The 16,147-nt window shown below is 71.0% G+C and carries 13 protein-coding genes; 4 read left to right on the forward strand and 9 right to left on the reverse strand.

Translation table 11 applies throughout. The features are described from left to right. Positions 1-27 precede the first annotated feature (27 nt). Entirely contained in the window at positions 28-441 is a 414-nt protein-coding gene (locus tag EHO50_RS10860; RefSeq protein ID WP_128429678.1) for an SsgA family sporulation/cell division regulator, read from the reverse strand. Between the two features lie 431 nt (positions 442-872). On the opposite strand from EHO50_RS10860, the gene EHO50_RS10865 reads away from it, so the two are divergent. Continuing rightward, positions 873-2,300 carry a PP2C family protein-serine/threonine phosphatase gene (locus tag EHO50_RS10865; protein ID WP_128429679.1) on the forward strand — a complete coding sequence of 476 codons (1,428 nt, stop codon included), beginning with the start codon at positions 873-875 and terminating at the stop codon, positions 2,298-2,300. Positions 2,301-2,366: 66 nt separating this feature from the next. On the opposite strand, the gene EHO50_RS10870 is transcribed toward EHO50_RS10865, so the two are convergent. After that, positions 2,367-3,863 carry a DNA-binding protein NsdB gene (locus tag EHO50_RS10870; protein ID WP_128429680.1) on the reverse strand — a complete coding sequence of 499 codons (1,497 nt, stop codon included), beginning with the start codon at positions 3,861-3,863 and terminating at the stop codon, positions 2,367-2,369. A 245-nt stretch (positions 3,864-4,108) separates the two neighbouring features. On the opposite strand from EHO50_RS10870, the gene EHO50_RS10875 reads away from it, so the two are divergent. Together EHO50_RS10875 and EHO50_RS10880 are read left to right on the forward strand one after the other, a co-directional pair. Further along, positions 4,109-5,254 carry an aminoglycoside phosphotransferase family protein gene (locus EHO50_RS10875; protein ID WP_128429681.1) on the forward strand — a complete coding sequence of 382 codons (1,146 nt, stop codon included), beginning with the start codon at positions 4,109-4,111 and terminating at the stop codon, positions 5,252-5,254. Positions 5,255-5,536: 282 nt separating this feature from the next. After that, positions 5,537-7,435, forward strand: coding sequence for an N-acetylmuramoyl-L-alanine amidase (locus tag EHO50_RS10880; RefSeq protein WP_128429682.1), 1,899 nt, complete (start codon positions 5,537-5,539; stop codon positions 7,433-7,435). Between the two features lie 6 nt (positions 7,436-7,441). Here EHO50_RS10880 and EHO50_RS10885 read toward each other — a convergent pair whose 3' ends face one another. Both EHO50_RS10885 and EHO50_RS10890 read right to left on the reverse strand, forming a co-directional pair. Continuing rightward, a complete protein-coding gene (locus EHO50_RS10885) occupies positions 7,442-9,676 on the reverse strand; it encodes a glycoside hydrolase family 95 protein (protein ID WP_128429683.1) in 2,235 nt (744 codons plus the stop codon). Between the two features lie 248 nt (positions 9,677-9,924). Continuing rightward, entirely contained in the window at positions 9,925-10,422 is a 498-nt protein-coding gene (locus tag EHO50_RS10890; RefSeq protein WP_128429684.1) for a hypothetical protein, read from the reverse strand. A gap of 161 nt (positions 10,423-10,583) precedes the next feature. Between EHO50_RS10890 and EHO50_RS10895 the strand changes: the two genes are divergently transcribed. Continuing rightward, positions 10,584-11,507, forward strand: a complete 924-nt coding sequence (locus tag EHO50_RS10895; protein WP_164904811.1) for a phosphotransferase family protein — start codon at positions 10,584-10,586, stop codon at positions 11,505-11,507. A gap of 17 nt (positions 11,508-11,524) precedes the next feature. Here EHO50_RS10895 and EHO50_RS10900 read toward each other — a convergent pair whose 3' ends face one another. The 5 genes from EHO50_RS10900 to EHO50_RS10920 form a co-directional block, all read right to left on the reverse strand. Beyond that, positions 11,525-12,430: a universal stress protein gene (locus EHO50_RS10900; RefSeq protein WP_128429685.1), complete on the reverse strand. Its 906-nt coding sequence runs from the start codon at positions 12,428-12,430 to the stop codon at positions 11,525-11,527. A gap of 136 nt (positions 12,431-12,566) precedes the next feature. Continuing rightward, positions 12,567-12,812: a DUF397 domain-containing protein gene (locus EHO50_RS10905; RefSeq protein ID WP_128429686.1), complete on the reverse strand. Its 246-nt coding sequence runs from the start codon at positions 12,810-12,812 to the stop codon at positions 12,567-12,569. Positions 12,813-12,932: 120 nt separating this feature from the next. Then, on the reverse strand, positions 12,933-14,099 hold the full coding sequence (locus EHO50_RS10910; RefSeq protein ID WP_128429687.1) for a thiolase domain-containing protein: 1,167 nt from the start codon (positions 14,097-14,099) through the stop codon (positions 12,933-12,935). Next, entirely contained in the window at positions 14,096-15,160 is a 1,065-nt protein-coding gene (locus EHO50_RS10915; protein ID WP_128429688.1) for a thiolase domain-containing protein, read from the reverse strand. The genes EHO50_RS10910 and EHO50_RS10915 overlap by 4 nt, the downstream gene beginning before the upstream one ends. Further along, the gene (locus tag EHO50_RS10920) at positions 15,161-16,117 is read right to left on the reverse strand and encodes a Zn-ribbon domain-containing OB-fold protein (protein WP_128429689.1); all 957 of its coding nucleotides are present in this window, start codon (positions 16,115-16,117) and stop codon (positions 15,161-15,163) included. It lies immediately after the preceding gene. Positions 16,118-16,147 lie beyond the last annotated feature (30 nt).

The raw sequence follows: 16,147 nt of genomic DNA on the forward strand, positions 1-16,147 counted from the left end.
CGCGGCCTCCTCGTCCGGTCGACCGCCTCAGACGCTGCCGAAGAGCGAGCTCAGGCCGCGCTCCACGACCGCCCCGAGGTCTTCCTCACCGGTCGCGACCACCGCATAGGTCCGCAGCAGGAAGCGGTTCAGTGCGGCCGTGTCGAACTGGAGCAGCGCCATGCCGTAGGGCGAGTGCAGCTCCACGACCGTACGCTCCGGACCGCAGGGCCAGATGTGCACGTCCCCGTCCCCGGCCGGCCCGCGCAGGCCCTCCTCCAGCAGGCTTCGGGCGAAGATCCAGGTCGCACCATGGCCGTCGAGGGAGACCTCGCCCGGGAAGTCGATGTGCACCGCCAGCGGGTCCGTGGAGGCGTACCGCAGCTTGGCGGGAACGGGGCGTTCGCGCTCCTCGCCGGTGATGAGACGGGCGCGGGCGGGCTGCTCGAGGGCGATGTCCATGGGCGGTCTCCCCTGCGGGTCGGAGGTAGGACGGTTTTTGCCGCTGTGCTTTTACGACCCCGCAGATGCCGTTTGCATTACGCCGGAACGCACATCATTTATGTGACCTGCATCACTCCGGAAGAGTGCATCGCCCCGACCGACCGCCACCGCCGCCCCGCCCCTAGAACATCCAGCCGTCGAACACTCGATTGAGCGCTACGCAATCACTCCGAGAGGACCTCAAATCACGTACCCCGTCTACGACTTGACCCCTTCGGCGACCTACAGCAATCGCATGGCGCGAGCCCGCCGTGAAGACTCTGGCATATGCCAGACGCACCACCGTATCGGGTGTTGCCAAATCCCTTACAGGGCGTCGCGGGCTGTGCAACAGTCGTAACGGTCCTTCCGTCAGCCTTGGTCGTACCGTCCTCGCATCGGAGTGCGTCATGCCGCCCCATCTCTCTGCGGACCGCTCAGCCGCTCAGCCGCCCGGACGCGGCTCGGTCGAAGCGCTCATATCGCAGACGCGGCGACTGAAGGGCGACGTCGACGCCGTACGACGGGACACGCGGAGCGACGACGGTTCGGATCCGCAGCAGCGGTGGCAGCGGGCGCTGTACGACCTCGCCCTGCACCAGCTCGACGACCTCGACGAGCACCTGGCGCAGCTGCGGGACGGCCCTGCCCCGGTGGACGTGGCTCCCGCGGCCGCGCCCGACGCCGTGCCGCCCGCTCCTCGGCGCGGCTCGCTGCTCAGCCGGGTCGGCAGCGCGGAGTGGAACCTGCTGACGGACGAGGCGAGTTGGTCCGGCGAGCTCTACCAGATCCTGGGTCGGGACCCCGCCACTCCACCGCTCACCCTCGACGAGCTGCCGTCCCTGCTGCTCGACGAAGACCGGCCGAAGCTGACGGCGATGGTCACGAACTGCCTCGTCGACGCCAAGCCCATCGACGGCGAGTTCCGCGTCGTACGGCCGGACGGCGAGGTCCGGACCGTGCACATGATGGGCGAGCCCGTGCTCGACACCGACGGCAGCACCGCCTCGATGTGGGCCGTGCTGCGGGACGTCAGCGAACTGCGCCGAAGCCAGCGCGAGGTGAGCGAGACCCGTGACTCGCTCCAGCGCCACCGGCACCACGCGCAGAGCGAGCACCGGCTCGCGGTCGAGCTGCAGGAGGCCGTGCTGCCGCCGTGGCGCGGCTCCCTGCGGCTGCCGCACCAGGGACCGGAGACCCTGGACCTCGCGGCTCACTATCTGCCGGCGTCGACGAGCGCGCTGATCGGCGGCGACTGGTACGACGCGCTCGAACTGGCCGACGGAGCAACGCTGTTGAGCATCGGCGACCTCACCGGGCACGGCGTCGCCGTGGCCTCGGGCATGGCGACCCTGCTGGGCGCCGTACGCGGCATGGCCATGGCGGGCACCCAGCCGGGGCAACTGATGTCCTGGCTCAACCAGTTGCTCGACGCCACCGTCCAGCCGGCCCTCGGCAGCGCCGTCTGCTGCCGCTACCGACCCGAGACCCGCACCCTGAGCTGGGCACAGGCCGGACACCCCGCCCCGCTGCTGTTCCGCGACGGGACGGGGCGCAGGCTGAACGCGCCGGACGGCGTCCTGCTCGGCGCCACCTCGGGTGCCGTCTACGCACAGGCCGAAGAGACCCTCGAGGTGGGCGACCTGCTCCTGCTGCACACCGACGGACTGGTGCCGAGGCACAGCGGGGCGGACTCCGTGCAGCGCCTCCTCGACCTCGGTCCCCGCGTCGGCGAGGCACACACCGCACAGGACTGCGTACGGCTGGTCGTCGAGGAGTTCGGTGACAGTGAGCGCGAGGACAATGCCTGTGTGCTCGTGGCCAGGGTGACGTCCTAGAACTACTACGTCCTAGAAGCTACGACGTCCTAGAACCTACTGGGATCAATCAGTCGCACAGTCCCCCTATGCCTGTGCGCTGTTGCGTCCGCCCGGCTTCCTCGCCTTGGGCAGCGCCAACCGGATCTCCTCCCGCAGTTCGTTGATCCTCGGGTAGCTGGAGTACTCGGCGGTGAGCCGGTACATCTGGCGCAGCCGGTCCCAGGTGCGGCCGGACGAGTTCGAGCCCATGGACATCAGGGCCAGTCGTGCGTACCGGTCGGCCTGTTCGGGGTCGTCCGCGATGAAGCAGGCGGACGCCATGGACAGATGGTCGAAGATCTTCGACCGCTCCCGGCCGTCGATCCGCAGGGCCAGGGCCTTCTCCGCGTAGTGCTGGGCGTGGGCTGCCGCGCCGGGCTCGAACTCGGCCAGCGTGCGGTAGGCCAGGGCCTGCATGCCGTACAGATCCTCGTCCTTGAAGGTCTGCATCCAGCTCGGGGGCGGCACGTCGCTCTTGTCGGAGACGAAGAGGTCCTCCGCCTGTCCCAGGGTGCGGCGCATGGCCTGGCCCTTGCCCATCGACGCCTGTGCCCAGGCCTCGATGGTGTGGAACATGGCCCTGGTGCGCGGCAGCACCTCGTCGCCGGAGCCGGACTGGGCGAGTTTCATGAGGTCGAGTGCGTCGTCGGGTCGGCCGAGGTGCACCATCTGGCGAGCCGCTCGGGAGAGCGCCTCCCCGGCGCGGGGCCGGTCGCCGCCTTCTCTGGCCGCGTGGGCGGCGATGACGAAGTACTTCTGGGCCGTGGGTTCCAGGCCGACGTCGTGCGACATCCAGCCGGCGAGGACGGCGAGGTTGGCGGCGACGCCCCACAGGCGCCGCTGCAGATGTTCGGGGTGTCGGTAGGCGAGCATGCCGCCCACCTCGTTGAGTTGGCCTACGACTGCCTTGCGCTGCAGCCCGCCGCCGCGGGCCGCGTCCCAGGCCCGGAACACCTCTACCGAGCGCTCCAGTTCCTCGATCTCCTGTGAGCCGATCGGGGCCGCCTCGTACCGGTCGAACCCGGCGGGGTCGGCGTGCAAGGGGTCGTCGAACTGGGGGGCGTCGGCCTTGAGGGCCGGGTCGGTGTGCAGCCAGTCGTGCATGGCGCTGCTGAGTGCGGATCCCGCGGCGAGCGCGGCACCCGCGCCCACCAAGCCGCGTCGGTTGAGCATGAGGTCCATTCCCGTGAATTCGGTGAGGACCGCAGCCGTCCGCTCGGGCGCCCACGGCACACCGTCGGGATGCTCCACACTCCCGCCGTCCTGCCGTTTCCCCGCACGCCCGTGCCGGACCAGACCGAGGTCCTCGATGGTCACGACACGGCCGAGACGCTCGGTGAACAGGGCCGCCAGCACCCGTGGCACCGGATCGCGCGGGATCTCTCCCATGTCGATCCACCGACGCACCCGCGAGGTGTCGGTCGCCAGCTGGGGGTGGCCCATGGCCGCCGCCTGCCGGTTGACCAGCCTCGCGAGCTCGCCCTTGGACCAGCCGGCCAGGCCGAACAGGTCCGATAGGCGGGTGTTGGGTTCTCCGCTCACGTCAAGCCCCCAGGTTCTCGGCTGAGTTGACAGTAGCCCGGTGAGAGTTGCCCCGGGACTATTCGCCAGGGTTCGCCAGGGTGCGCCAGATGGTGTGCCACTGGGCATCGGGTGTCAGGTAGGAACGCGCCACCCCGACCCGGTCGCCCTATTGATACGGCTGGTGCATTCCCCAGGGTGTACCCGGGCGGCCGGATCGGGCGGCGCTTTGACTTCGCAGGCACACGAAGGGATCTGTCTCTCCCATGTACGCAGCATCGTCCTCCGTGTCCGCCCCACCCCGGTCGCTGCGCCCCCGCCCGGCGGGCGGCGGCCCCTACCTCGACCCCGCGCGGCCGACGGCCGCCCCCGTGCTCGGAGCGGGCCGGACGCGGCGCCCCGCGGGGCTCGGCACGCAACCGCTCAGCGGGAGACTCGACTTGTCCGGCCCTCAGGGCGCCCAGCTGCGTTCGGCGATCGCGTCGGTGCACCGGATCTGTCCGGAGTTCGCTCCGGTGCAGGTGCTGCGCCGCAGTGGGCGGTCCGTGCTCCTGGTCGGCACGACCGGACGCAGCACGGCCGTCGCCAAGTGTTTACTCGACCACTCGCCGGCGTGGGCCGAGCGAATCCGCCACGAAATAGCGGCATACCGCTCGTTCGTCCGGCACCGCCCCCCGGTGCGCGCGCCGAGACTGATCGCAGCGGATCCGGACAACTGCACGCTCGTCATCGAACGGATGCCGGGCCGGGTGGCGGCACTGCAGCGCCACCCGTTGGAGGCGCCGCCGCGTGCGGACATCAGGGCGGCACTCGGAGCGATCTGCCGGCTCAACGCGTGGCGGCCACCGGCGGGCACGTTCGACGCCCCGCTGGACTACGCGACCCGGATCTCCCGGTACCACGAGCTGGGCCTGCTCACCGACCGGGACATGGGTGATCTGCAGAAGCTGCTGCACGGCATCGCGGCGACCGCGGGCCGGCAGGGCATGGGCCAGTTCTGCCACGGCGACGCACTGCTCTCGAACATCCTGCTCTCACCGGCCGGTCCAGTGCTGGTGGACTGGGAGCACGCGGGCTGGTACCTGCCGGGCTACGACCTGGCGACGCTGTGGTCGGTGCTCGGGGACGCACCGGCCGCACGTCGGCAGATCAGCCAGATCGCACAGTCGGCGGGCCCGGCTTCACGGGATGCCTTCCTGGTGAACCTGATGCTCGTGCTGACCCGTGAGATCCGTACCTATGAGATGGCCGTGCAGCGTTCGATGCACGACGCTCCGACCCCGGCGGCACCAGGAGTGGCCCACCCGGGTGCTGCGCCGTCCGGCGAGGAACAGCGGCTGCTGCTGAGGCGGCTGCACGACGACTGCCAACTGGCCCGACGGGCCGTGCGCGCGGCGGTCGGCACTCGCTGACGGGGACGACGGTCCGCGGTGCGCGCTGGACAGCGGCGCACCGCGGATCGTCGTGTGTACGGCCGTAAACGGCCCATTGGTGTACGCCTCTGACGCCCCGCAGGCCCTGAGGCCGCCGCCGCGAAACTCCCGGGACCCTCGACTTACAGGGGTATTCGCCTGCCGGTCGGCATGATTGACGGATCGTCGGACAGCCGGTACCACAAAACGCACGCCCGGCCCCGCACGGCTCATCGCGCCCGACCGTCCCTGGAGGCTGCATTGCGAGGATCCGTCACCGCCATGGCCGCTGCGGCACTGCTGTTCCCGCTGCTGGGCGCGGCCCCGTCCGATGCCCGGAACTCCGAGAACGGCCTTCAGTCGGCCTTCGCTTCCGCGGCCGCCGAGTATCACGTGCCGCAGAGCGTCCTGCTCGGCGTCTCCTACCTCCAGTCCCGTTGGGACGCGCATGCCGGGGCGCCGAGCGTGACCGGCGGTTACGGCCCGATGCACCTCACCGATGCACGCACCGCGCTCGCCGACGTGCCGCCGCACCACGGCGACGGCTCGGAGGACGCGCGCGGCGACAGCGCCCGTGCGCCCCTCCTCCCCGAGGCGAAGCTGCCGGAGACCGCGGAGATTCCGGCCCGCCTCAGGACGTTGCCGAGGGCGGCCGAACTGACCGGGCTACGCCCTGAGCAGCTTCGTACGGACCCGGCTGCGAATGTGGCCGGCGGTGCCGCCCTGCTCGCCGCCGCGCAGAAGGAGCTGGGTGCACCGCTGAGCTCCGACCCGGCGGACTGGTACGGCGCGGTGGCCCGCTTCTCCGGCGCCGACGACACCGCGACGGCGACGGCGTACGCCAACGACGTCTACGACGTGCTGCGTACCGGCCAGAAGCGGGCCACGGACGCGGGTCAGCTGGTCGCCCTGGCCGCCCAGCCGCGCCTCTCCCTCGACACCGGGCAGCTGAGGCGGGCGGGGTTGCGGACGCTGGACGCCACGCAGACCGAATGCCCGCCGACGGTGTCCTGCGAGTGGGTCCCGGCACCGTACGAGCAGTTCGGGGAAGGCGACTACGGCAATCACGACCTGGGCAACCGTCCGGCCTCCCCAGACATCGACTACATCGTCATCCATGACACGGAGGGCGCCTGGGAGGGCGTCCTCACCATGGTGCAGGACCCGACCTATGTGTCGTGGCAATACACACTGCGCTCCACGGACGGGCACATCGCCCAGCATGTGAAGGCCAAGGACATCGCCTGGCATGCCGGCAACTGGTACGTCAACGCCAAGTCGATCGGCCTGGAGCACGAGGGCTTCCTGGCGCGGCCGGACGCCTGGTACACGGAGGCGATGTACCGGTCCTCGGCACGCCTCGTGACGTACCTCGCGAAGAAGTACGGCATCCCACTGGACCGGCAGCACATCCTCGGCCACGACAATGTGCCGGGTCCGACCACGTCGACGGTCAGCGGTATGCACACCGACCCGGGCCCGTACTGGGACTGGCGGCACTACTTCGAGCTGCTCGGCCGCCCCTTCGAGCCCACCGCCGGCCCGAACGGTGGCCTGGTGACGATCCGCCCCGACTACGCCGCCAACCGGCCCCGGTACACCGGCTGCGTCAGCGCGGGCCGGCCCTGCGCGGACCACGGTTCGAGCGCGGTGCGGCTGTACTCCGGGCCCGGCGAGTCGTATCCCCTGATCAAGGACGTCGGCCTGGGTTCGACGCCGACCACCGGGGTGAACGACCTGTCCTCGCGGGTCTCGACCGGTCAGCAGTACGCGGTCGCCGGCCGGGACGGCGACTGGACGGCGATCTGGTACCTGGGCCAGAAGGCGTGGTTCAAGAACCCGAAGACGAACCCGACCGCGGTGGACGCGACCGGCCTCGTGGTGACGCCCAAGGACGGCGTCAAGAGCGTCCCGGTGTACGGGCGCGCCTACCCCGAGGCCTCCGCCTATCCGACGGACGTACCCGCCCAGGCGGTGTCGCCGCTGCCGTACACCGTGCCCGCGGGCCAGAGGTATGCGGTGGGCGACAAGCTGACGGGCGAGTACTACTACGCCGTGACCTTCGACGGGGCCTCGCACCGGGACGTGGTCGGCAAGGACCTCTACTACGAGATCCAGTTCGGCCATCGGGTGGGGTTCGTGCGGGCGGTGGATGTGCGGGTGGTGGGGTCGGGTTCCTAGCCGGGGTCAGTCCTCCTTCTTCCAGGTGTAGCGTCGCCCGGCGACCGCCTTGAAGGTCAGGTGGCCGTCCTTGAACAGGTCGCTGCGTACGGTGAGTTCACGTGTCCGGGACGCGTTCAGGGCGATGCGGGTCGCCCGGCCGGCCGCCCACTGGATGTCGAGGGTGGCTCCGCCGCGGGCCCGCAGGCCGCGCACCGAGCCGGTCGGCCAGGACGCCGGGAGTGCGGGCAGTACCTCGATGGCGTCGTACTGGCTCTGCAGCAGCATCTCCACGATGCCGGAGGTGGCGCCGAAGTTGCCGTCGATCTGGAACGGCGGGTGGGTGTCCCAGAGGTTGGGCAGGGTCGAGGACTTGAGCTGTTCGCCGAGCATCTTGTGGGCGTGGTCGCCGTCGCGCAGCCGGGCCCAGAAGTTGATCTTCCAGGCCTTGGACCAGCCGGTACCGCCGTCGCCGCGCGCGGTGAGGGAGACCTTGGCGGCATCCGCCCACTTGCTGCCGGGTTCGATCTGCCGTCCGGGGTGGAGGGCGAACAGGTGGGACACGTGCCGGTGGGTGTCGGTGGAGTCGTCCAAGTCCTGCTTCCACTCCTGGAGTTGGCCCCAGGAGCCGATGCGCAGACCAGGGTCGAGCCGGTTCAGCGCGTCTTCGACGCGGCGGCGGAAGTCGGGTGTGTCGCCCAGGATCCGGGCCGCTTCGAGGGTGTTGGTGAACAGGTCGTGGACGATCTGCTGCGACATGGCCGCGCCGGCGGTGAAGTCGCCGTGCTCGGGCGAGTAGCTGGGGGTGACGACGAGGCTCCCGTCGCGCGGATCGGTGCGCAGGTTGTCGAGCCAGAACTCGGCCGCCTCCTTCATCACGGGGTACGCGGTGGTGCGCAGGTAGTCGGTCGAGCCGCCGAATCTGTAGTGCTCGTACAGCTGTTGGGTGAGCCAGGCCGCCGCCTCGGGGAACCAGAACGCGGTCGCCCAGTCGTGCACGCCGGTGAAGCCGTACGGATTGGTCTCGTTGTGCACGACCCAGCCGCGCGAGCCGAACATCTCCTTCGCCGTACGGCGCCCGGGCGCGCGCAGGGCCTCGACGAAACGATCGTACGGCGCCGTCGTCTCGGCGAGGTTCGCGGCCTCGGCGGGCCAGTAGTTCATCTGGATGTTGATGTTGGTGTGGTAGTCCGCCGACCACGGGGGCGTGGTGCTGTGGTTCCAGACGCCCTGGAGGTTGGCGGGCAGGGAGCCGGGGCGTGAGGAGGCGATGAGCAGATAGCGGCCGTACTGGAAGTACAGGGCTTCGAGGGCACGGTCCGCCGCGCTCGTCCCGCCGGTGTACGCGGCCAGGAGCGCGTCGGTGGGAACGTCTGCCGCCGGTGACTGGCCGATGTCGAGGCCGACTCGGGCGAACAGGGCTCGGTGGTCGCGGGTGTGCCGGACGAGCAGTGCCTCGTAGCGGTCGCCCGCCTGCTCCACGGCACGGGTGACGGCGGCGTGCGGGTCCGGGCCGCGGTAGTCGGGGTAGGTGTCGGCGTAGTCCGTGCCCGCGGCCAGCACGAACCACGCGCTGTCGGCCCCGGTCACGGTGATCGTGCCGTCCGCGTCCGACACCACGGTGCCGCCCCGACTGCGCACCCGTACCTGCGCCTCGAAGCGCAGCCCGTTGTCGGCGAGTGCGCCCCGCACGGTCAGGGTCGCGTCGGCCGCGGTGGCGGTGAAGTCGGCGCGGGGCGAGGTGTAGCGCAGGGTGAAGGTGACGCTGCCGGGCCGGTCGGCGCCGAGTCGGCCCACGATCACGCCGTCGGGGTGGGAGGCGAAGAAGTCCCTTTGGTGGCGGACGCCTTGGTGCGTGTAGGCGACCGAGGCGACGGCGTTGTCGAGGTCGAGTTGGCGGCGGTAGTCCGCCGGGGGCGTCGTCGGCGCGCCGGGCAGGTCGAGGTGGAGGTCGCCGAACGTCTGGTGGGCGCCGTAACCGATCCGCGGCTGGCCGAGGCGGTCGGCGACGGCCTCGGGGTCGAGGGTGGTACGCGTGTCGAGGTCGTCCTGTACGGCGGTGATCGCGTCGGGGCGGGGTGCGCGCCAGTTGCCGTGGTCGTAGCCCTGGGTGGAGCCGGGGCCGCCGGTCCACAGGGTCTTCTCGTTGAACTGCAGCCGTTCGGAGGCGAGGGTGCCGAACACCATGGCGCCGAGTGCGCCATTGCCGATGGGCAGGGCTTCGCGCTCCCAGTCGGCGGCGGGAGCGGTGTACCAGAGCACTGACGGCTCCCTCGATACATCGGAGGAATCAGCGGCAGCTGCCTCGGCGGCACCAGCCCCCAGAGCAAGCGCTCCGGCACCGCTGACTGCAGCCTTTAGTGTCGTCCTTCGAGTGATCTCATGTGGCTCATGCGGCTCATGCGGCTCATACGACATGACCCCTGACGCTAGAGGTCCGATGACTCTGCGACAAGGGTCATGACAACATGTGCGGAACCCCGAACAACGGGGGTCTCAGGTCGGAGGACTCAGCCCTGCTGGAAGAGCTCCGCGGGCAGCGGCTTCAGGAGCGCGTACAGATCGTCGGTGATGGGGCGGTCCCACGCGGCGATGGTCACCAGGACGTTGTCGCTGCGGTCGAACTGCACGCAGGAGATCCGGCTCTCGGAGAGCTTCAGACGGCGCACGATCAGGAGGTTGTCGCCCTGCATCACGGGCACTTCCTCGCTGCCGACGACGGTGACCTCCTCCTCGTTCTCCAGGGCCAGCAGCAGCTGCGCGACCTCGAACGGGATCTCGCCGTCCTCCACCTCGCGGGCCGGGGAGCCCTCGGGCAGATTGCCGATGATCATCGCGGGGCCGCGGCCACCGAAGAGGTCGTAGCGCAGGAAGACGCCCTGGCAGCTGCCGTCCGGGGCGGGCAACAGCCCGGCGCCCAGATTGCCGGGCCAGTCGCCCGGATCCATGGCCAGTACGTCGAAGTCGGGCCCGGCGGGCGTGGCGCTGCGGCGGCGGAGGAACGACATGTCGCCATGGTACGTGGCCGGGCCTGCTCCGTGACGTGCGGGCATGGGTTCGGGGCCTGCTCCTTGACGCGCGGGCGAGACTTCCCGAGTGCTCCGCGAAGCCGTCGCGGGCCGCGGAATTCCGTTGCCCTTCGGCAGCGGCACGTCCTACGGTCCCGATCATGCTGCCGCCGGTGGAAACAGACGAGGAATGGGACGCCGTCGTCCCCGACGAGAAAGTGATGCGAGTCGGTGCGGAGGACCTGTGCGCCCGCCTCGGTCTGGCCGGCCTCCCGCTGACGCGGTTCCCGGACGGGTCGCAGCCGGTCTACGCCGTGGGCGACGGACACGTCCTCAAGCTGTTCCCGGGAGCCGCCGCCCGGGACGGCATCGCCGAGGGCCGCGTCCTGTCCCATGTCCAGGGGCTCCTGCCCGTCCCGACGCCGACCGTGCACGACGCCGGTCCGTACGAGAACGGCTGGCGGTACGTCCTGATGTCCCGGCTGCGCGGCGAGAACCTGGCCGGCGCCTGGGACCGCGTCCCGCGCCCCGACCGTGAGCGGCTCGTCACCGAGATCGGCGAGGCCCTGGCCGTACTCCACGCACTGGATGCCGCGCCGCTCGAGGACGTCCTCGGGCCCGGGGACTGGGGCGCGTTCGTGGACCGGCAGCGTGCCGGGGCGGTGGAGCAGCAGCGCGAGCGCGGTCTGCCGGCCGCCTGGCTGGAGCAGATCCCGGAGTTCCTCGCCTCGGTACCGCTGCCGCGAACCCCGCACCGGTCCCTGCTGCACACCGAGGTCATGCAGCAGCACTTCCTCGTCGATCCCGACGGCTGGCGCCTGACCGGGCTCTTCGACTTCGAGCCGGCCATGATCGGCGACCGCGCGTACGACTTCGTCGGCGTGGGCCTGTTCGTCACCCGCGGCGATCCGCAACTCCTGGCCCGCCTCACCAAGTCGTACGGCGCCGTCTTCGCCCCAGCCGAGCTTCTGGCGTACACGCTGCTGCACGTGTACAGCAATCTCCCTTGGTACATACGGGAGTTGGGCGCACCGGCCGACGGTACGCTGCCGTCCCTGGCCGAGGCCTGGTTCGGCACCGCGTGACGCGCTCCGGCGTCCTGTCACTGCTCCGGCGGCGCAGGCGGCACCACGGCCACCGGGCTCGCGGCGTGCAGCAGCACCGCATGCGTGACCGAGCCCATCATGCGGGCGGGGGCCAGTAGACGGCGCCGGTGGCGGCCCACGACGACCAGGTTCGCGTCCCGGGAGGCCGCGACGAGGTGGCCGGCCGCATCGCCCGGGGCGACGTAGGGTTCCGTGTCGACCTCGGGGTGACGGTCACGGTGCGGGGCGAGGAAGCCGTCCATCAATGCGCGGGTCTCGTTCTCGACGGCGTCCTGGTCGAGGGGCGGCGGCACGATCTGGGTGGGGGCCGCCGTCCAGAGGTGGGCCGGCCATGAGTAGGCGGCGACGACCTGGAGTCGGGCGCCGCGCCTGGCGGCCTCGGCGAAGGCGAAGGACAGCGTGGCCTCGTCGGGGCTGTCGACCTGCAGGCCGACGACGACCCGCGGGCCCGGCTCGATCGGCATGTCGTCGTGGACCTGGCGTCCCGGCTTGGGCACCACGACGACCGGGGCCTCGGCATCGCGTGCGGCGGCCATGCCGTTGGAGCCGAGCAGCAGGCCGGCGAAGCCCCCGCGTCCGCGGGAGCCGAGCACCAACAGCTGGGCGGTGGAGCCCAGTTCGGGCAGCTCCGCGGCGGGCGCGCCCTCCAGGGCGAGGTACTCCGTCACCGGCCGCTCGACCCGCGCCGCCAGATACCGGCGTACGTCGTCGAGCACCGGATCGTCCTCCGGTTGCGGTCGCCCGGCGGGCAGCACTCCGGGTTTCGCCCAGGCGGCGTACTGCTGCACGTGGACCATCCGCAGCGGCGCCTCGCGCAGCAGGGCTGCTTCGAAGGCCCAGTCCAGCGCGACCAGGCTGTCGTCCGAGCCGTCGACCGCCGCGATGACCGGCAGGGTGCTCATGGGTTCCTCACCTCCGGATACGACCTTCCCCCTCCCCGGGGTCAGCCTGGCTCAGGCATCGGCCCCAGGGGGGTTGTCAAGGTCGCGTGTCCGGAAAAACGGGTGGAACACCCTCGGATCGGCCCGAGGACGGCTGTCAGGTCAGGTCGAACTCGCCCTCCCTCGCGCCCGACACGAAGGCACCCCACTCGGCGGGTGTGAAGATCAGGGAAGGGCTCTCCGGGCGGCCGCTGTTGCGCATCGCGATGAACCCCTCGACAAAGGCGATCTGGACATCCCCCAGGCCACGGCTGCTCGAGTGCCAGTCGGCGCTGCTGAGGTCCAGCTCCGGCTTGTCCCAGCCCGTGAGCGGCTGCTGCTGGATGGTGGTGCTCTCGGCCACGTCCGTGCTCCTCCCGATTCGCGTCGTCCGCGGGCCAGCCTAGCGATCGGTTCCGAGTGTCAACAGGCCACGTGAGGAGGACCTTTCCGGAGTCGCCGCCACCCCGTCCGGGGAGTTCGCTCAGGCGTCCGGGGGCTCGGAGCCCACCAGCCACATGGAGAAGAACTGGGAGCCGCCGCCGTAGGCGTGCCCGAGCACCTTGCGGGCCCTGTCGACCTGGTGTTCCCCGGCCTGCCCGCGCACCTGGAGGGCCGCTTCCGCGAAGCGGATCATGCCGGAGGCCCCGATGGGGTTGGTGGACAGGACGCCGCCCGACATGTTGACGGGCAGGTCCCCGTCGAGCTCGGTCACCCCCGCCTCGGTGAGTTTCCAGCCCTCGCCCTCGGCGGCGAAGCCGAGGTTCTCCAGCCACATGGGCTCGTACCAGGAGAACGGCACATACATCTCGACCGCGTCGATGTCCCGGCGCGGATCGGCGATGCCCGCCTGCCGGTACACGTCGGCCGCACAGTCCTTGCCGGCCTGCGGCGACACGAAGTCCTTGCCGGCGAAGAGGGTGGGCTCGCTGCGCATCGCGCCGCCGAGCATCCAGGCGGGCGGGCGGGGCGCGCGGGCGGCTCCGGCACGGTCGGTCAGGATCATCGCGCAGGCGCCGTCGGAGGACGGACAGGTCTCCGAGTAGCGGATCGGGTCCCAGAGCATGGGCGAGGCCTGGACCTTCTCCAGGGTGATGTCGTGCTCGTGGAGGTGCGCGTAGGGGTTCTTCAGCGCGTTGCGGCGGTCTTTGTACGCCACCAGCGAGCCGACGGTGTCGGGCGCGCCGCTGCGTCGCATGTACGCGCGCACGTGCGGCGCGAAGAACCCGCCCGCCCCGGCCAGCAGGGGCTGCTGGAAGGGGATCGGCAGGGAGAGCCCCCACATGGCGTTCGACTCGGACTGTTTCTCGAAGGCGAGCGTCAGCACGGTGCCGTGTACACGGGCCGCGACCAGGTTGGCGGCGACGAGGGCCGTGGATCCGCCGACCGAACCGGCGGTGTGCACCCGGAGCATGGGCTTGCCCACCGCGCCGAGCGCGTCGGCGAGGTACAGCTCGGGCATCATGACGCCCTCGAAGAAGTCGGGCGCCTTGCCGATGACGACGGCGTCGATGTCGGCCCAGGTCAACTCGGCGTCGTCGAGGGCCCGCCCGGCAGCCTCCCGGACGAGCCCGGCGATGGACACGTCCCGGCGCGCCGCGACGTGCTTGGTCTGGCCGATGCCTACGACGGCCACGGGCTCCTTGCTCATCGTGGATCCCCTTCGAGTACGGCGACCAGGTTCTGTTGGAGGCAGGGGCCGGACGTGGCGTGTGCGAGCGCCCGGTCGGACTCGCTCCGGTGGATACGGGCGGCGGCCTCTCCGACGCGGATGAGCCCGGCGGCCATGACGGGGTTGGCGGCGAGCGCCCCGCCGGACGGGTTGACGCGCACGCTGCCGTCGAGCTTCAGTGCCTTGCGCAGGACGACTTCCTGAGAGGTGAAGGGGGCATGCAACTCGGCGGTGTCGACGGGCCGTTCGAAGGCGCCGGCCTTCTCGGCGGCCAGGCGGGTCGAGGGCGAGTCGGTCAGGTCACGGACCCCCAGGCCGTGTGCCTCGATGCGGTGGTCGATGCCCCGGATCCAGGCGGGCCGGTCGCACAGTTCGCGGGCCCGCTCCCCTGCCGCGAGGATCACGGCGGCGGCCCCGTCGCCGATGGGCGGACAGTCGCCGGTACGCAGCGGTCGTACGACGTACTCCCCCTGCGGCACCGAACCCCGCAGCTGGGCGTGGGAGTTGGCGGTGGCGTCGTCACGGCTGCGGGCCGCGACGGTGGCGAGCGCGGGTTCGTCCGTGTCGCCGGCGTCGATGAGGGCCTGCGCCTGGAGGGCGGCCAGGGCGACGGAGTCAGGCCAGAGCGGGGCGACGTAGTACGGGTCGAGCTGCCTGGTCAGTACATCGCGCAGGGGGCCGGGCGAGGACTTGCCGTAGGAGTAGACGAGCGCGGTGTCGGCGTCCCCGGTCAGGAGCTTGGTCCACGCCTCGTACAGCGCCCAGGCGCCGTCCATCTCGACGTGTGACTCGGAGATCGGCGGCCACGCGCCGACGCCGTCGAGGGCGAGGGTGAAGGAGAAGGCGCGGCCGGCCAGATAGTCGCTGGAGCCGGAGCAGGTGAAGCCGATGTCGGCGGTCTTCAGGCCGGTCTGGGCGAGCACGGCGTGCAGGACCGGCATGAGCATCTCCACCTCGGAGAGCTCCTCGCTGGTACGCCGGTGGTCGGTCTGGGCGAAGGCGACGACGGCGACGTCCCTGACCGGCAGGTCCCTGGTCATCTACACCAGCTCCTTGTACGTGTCGTAGTCCGCGTCGGGCTCGCCGGTCGGCCGGTAGTGGTCGGGGTAGCGGGCGCCCTCCGTCCACACCGGTTCGACGCGCAGGCCCATGCGCACCTGGTCGTACGGGATGCCGCCGATACGGCCGTGCAGGGCGAGGTCGGCGCCGTCGAGGGCGATGTGGGCGTAGACGTAGGGCACTTCGATGTCGAGGTTCTTCGCCTTGATGTTGACGATGCAGAACGTGGTGACTGTGCCGCGCGGACCTACTTCGACCTGTTCCAATGTGGCGACACCACATGTGGGGCACGCACCCCTTGGCGGGACGTACACCTTGCGGCAGGACGGGCAGCGTTCGCCGACGTTCCGACGGTCGGCCAGGGCGTTGATGTAGGCGGTCTGGGCGCGGCCGGGCGAGTAGGTGTAGTCGAGGCGGGCGGGGGCGACGATGCCCGTGACCGGGTCCTCGAACTCGCCGGTGTGGTGCGCTGGTTCGGCCGGACCGCCGCCGTTCGGGCTGTCGTCGTACGGCTCGAAGCAGGCGATGTCCGTGATGGCGCCGACGCGCTCCTCGGCCCAGCGGACGCGGACGCGCATGCCGGTGTGCACGGCGTCCGGGCCGGGGGCGTCGAGAGCGTGCAGGAGGGCCGTGTCGGCGCCGTCGAGGCGGACCAGGGCCCAGGCGAAGGGGGTGTCGAGGGGCTGGTCGCGGCGGGGGGCGTGGTTCCAGGCCCAGGTGGTGACCGTGCCCGTGGGAGCGACCTCGACCAGGTCGCGGATCTCCTCGGCGGTGACGGGGTCGTACTCGACGGGCGGGACGAGTGTGCGGCCGTCGCTGGTGCGCACCCCGAGCACGACTCGTTCGCGCAGGCCGGTGAGGAAGGCGCCTTGGACGGGGCCGAGGGAGCGGGTGAAGGGGAACTCGACGACGAGCGGCGCTTTGAGGACTTCGGGCATCCCGCGGATCTCCTTTGGAGGTTGGGCGCA

Origin of the sequence: Streptomyces cyaneus, from assembly GCF_004028635.1 — a bacterium.
Classification (GTDB): domain Bacteria; phylum Actinomycetota; class Actinomycetes; order Streptomycetales; family Streptomycetaceae; genus Streptomyces; species Streptomyces cyaneus.

Excerpts from the sequence above, each read along its gene's own strand:
- EHO50_RS10875 (WP_128429681.1), top strand. The coding sequence starts at position 4,109 with ATGTACGCAGCATCGTCCTCCGTGTCCGCCCCACCCCGGTCGCTGCGC.
- EHO50_RS10910 (WP_128429687.1), bottom strand. The coding sequence starts at position 14,099 with ATGAGCAAGGAGCCCGTGGCCGTCGTAGGCATCGGCCAGACCAAGCAC.
- EHO50_RS10890 (WP_128429684.1), bottom strand. The coding sequence starts at position 10,422 with ATGTCGTTCCTCCGCCGCCGCAGCGCCACGCCCGCCGGGCCCGACTTC.
- EHO50_RS10900 (WP_128429685.1), bottom strand. The coding sequence starts at position 12,430 with ATGAGCACCCTGCCGGTCATCGCGGCGGTCGACGGCTCGGACGACAGC.
- EHO50_RS10865 (WP_128429679.1), top strand. The coding sequence starts at position 873 with ATGCCGCCCCATCTCTCTGCGGACCGCTCAGCCGCTCAGCCGCCCGGA.
- EHO50_RS10920 (WP_128429689.1), bottom strand. The coding sequence starts at position 16,117 with ATGCCCGAAGTCCTCAAAGCGCCGCTCGTCGTCGAGTTCCCCTTCACC.
- EHO50_RS10895 (WP_164904811.1), top strand. The coding sequence starts at position 10,584 with ATGCTGCCGCCGGTGGAAACAGACGAGGAATGGGACGCCGTCGTCCCC.
- EHO50_RS10915 (WP_128429688.1), bottom strand. The coding sequence starts at position 15,160 with ATGACCAGGGACCTGCCGGTCAGGGACGTCGCCGTCGTCGCCTTCGCC.
- EHO50_RS10860 (WP_128429678.1), bottom strand. The coding sequence starts at position 441 with ATGGACATCGCCCTCGAGCAGCCCGCCCGCGCCCGTCTCATCACCGGC.
- EHO50_RS10880 (WP_128429682.1), top strand. The coding sequence starts at position 5,537 with ATGGCCGCTGCGGCACTGCTGTTCCCGCTGCTGGGCGCGGCCCCGTCC.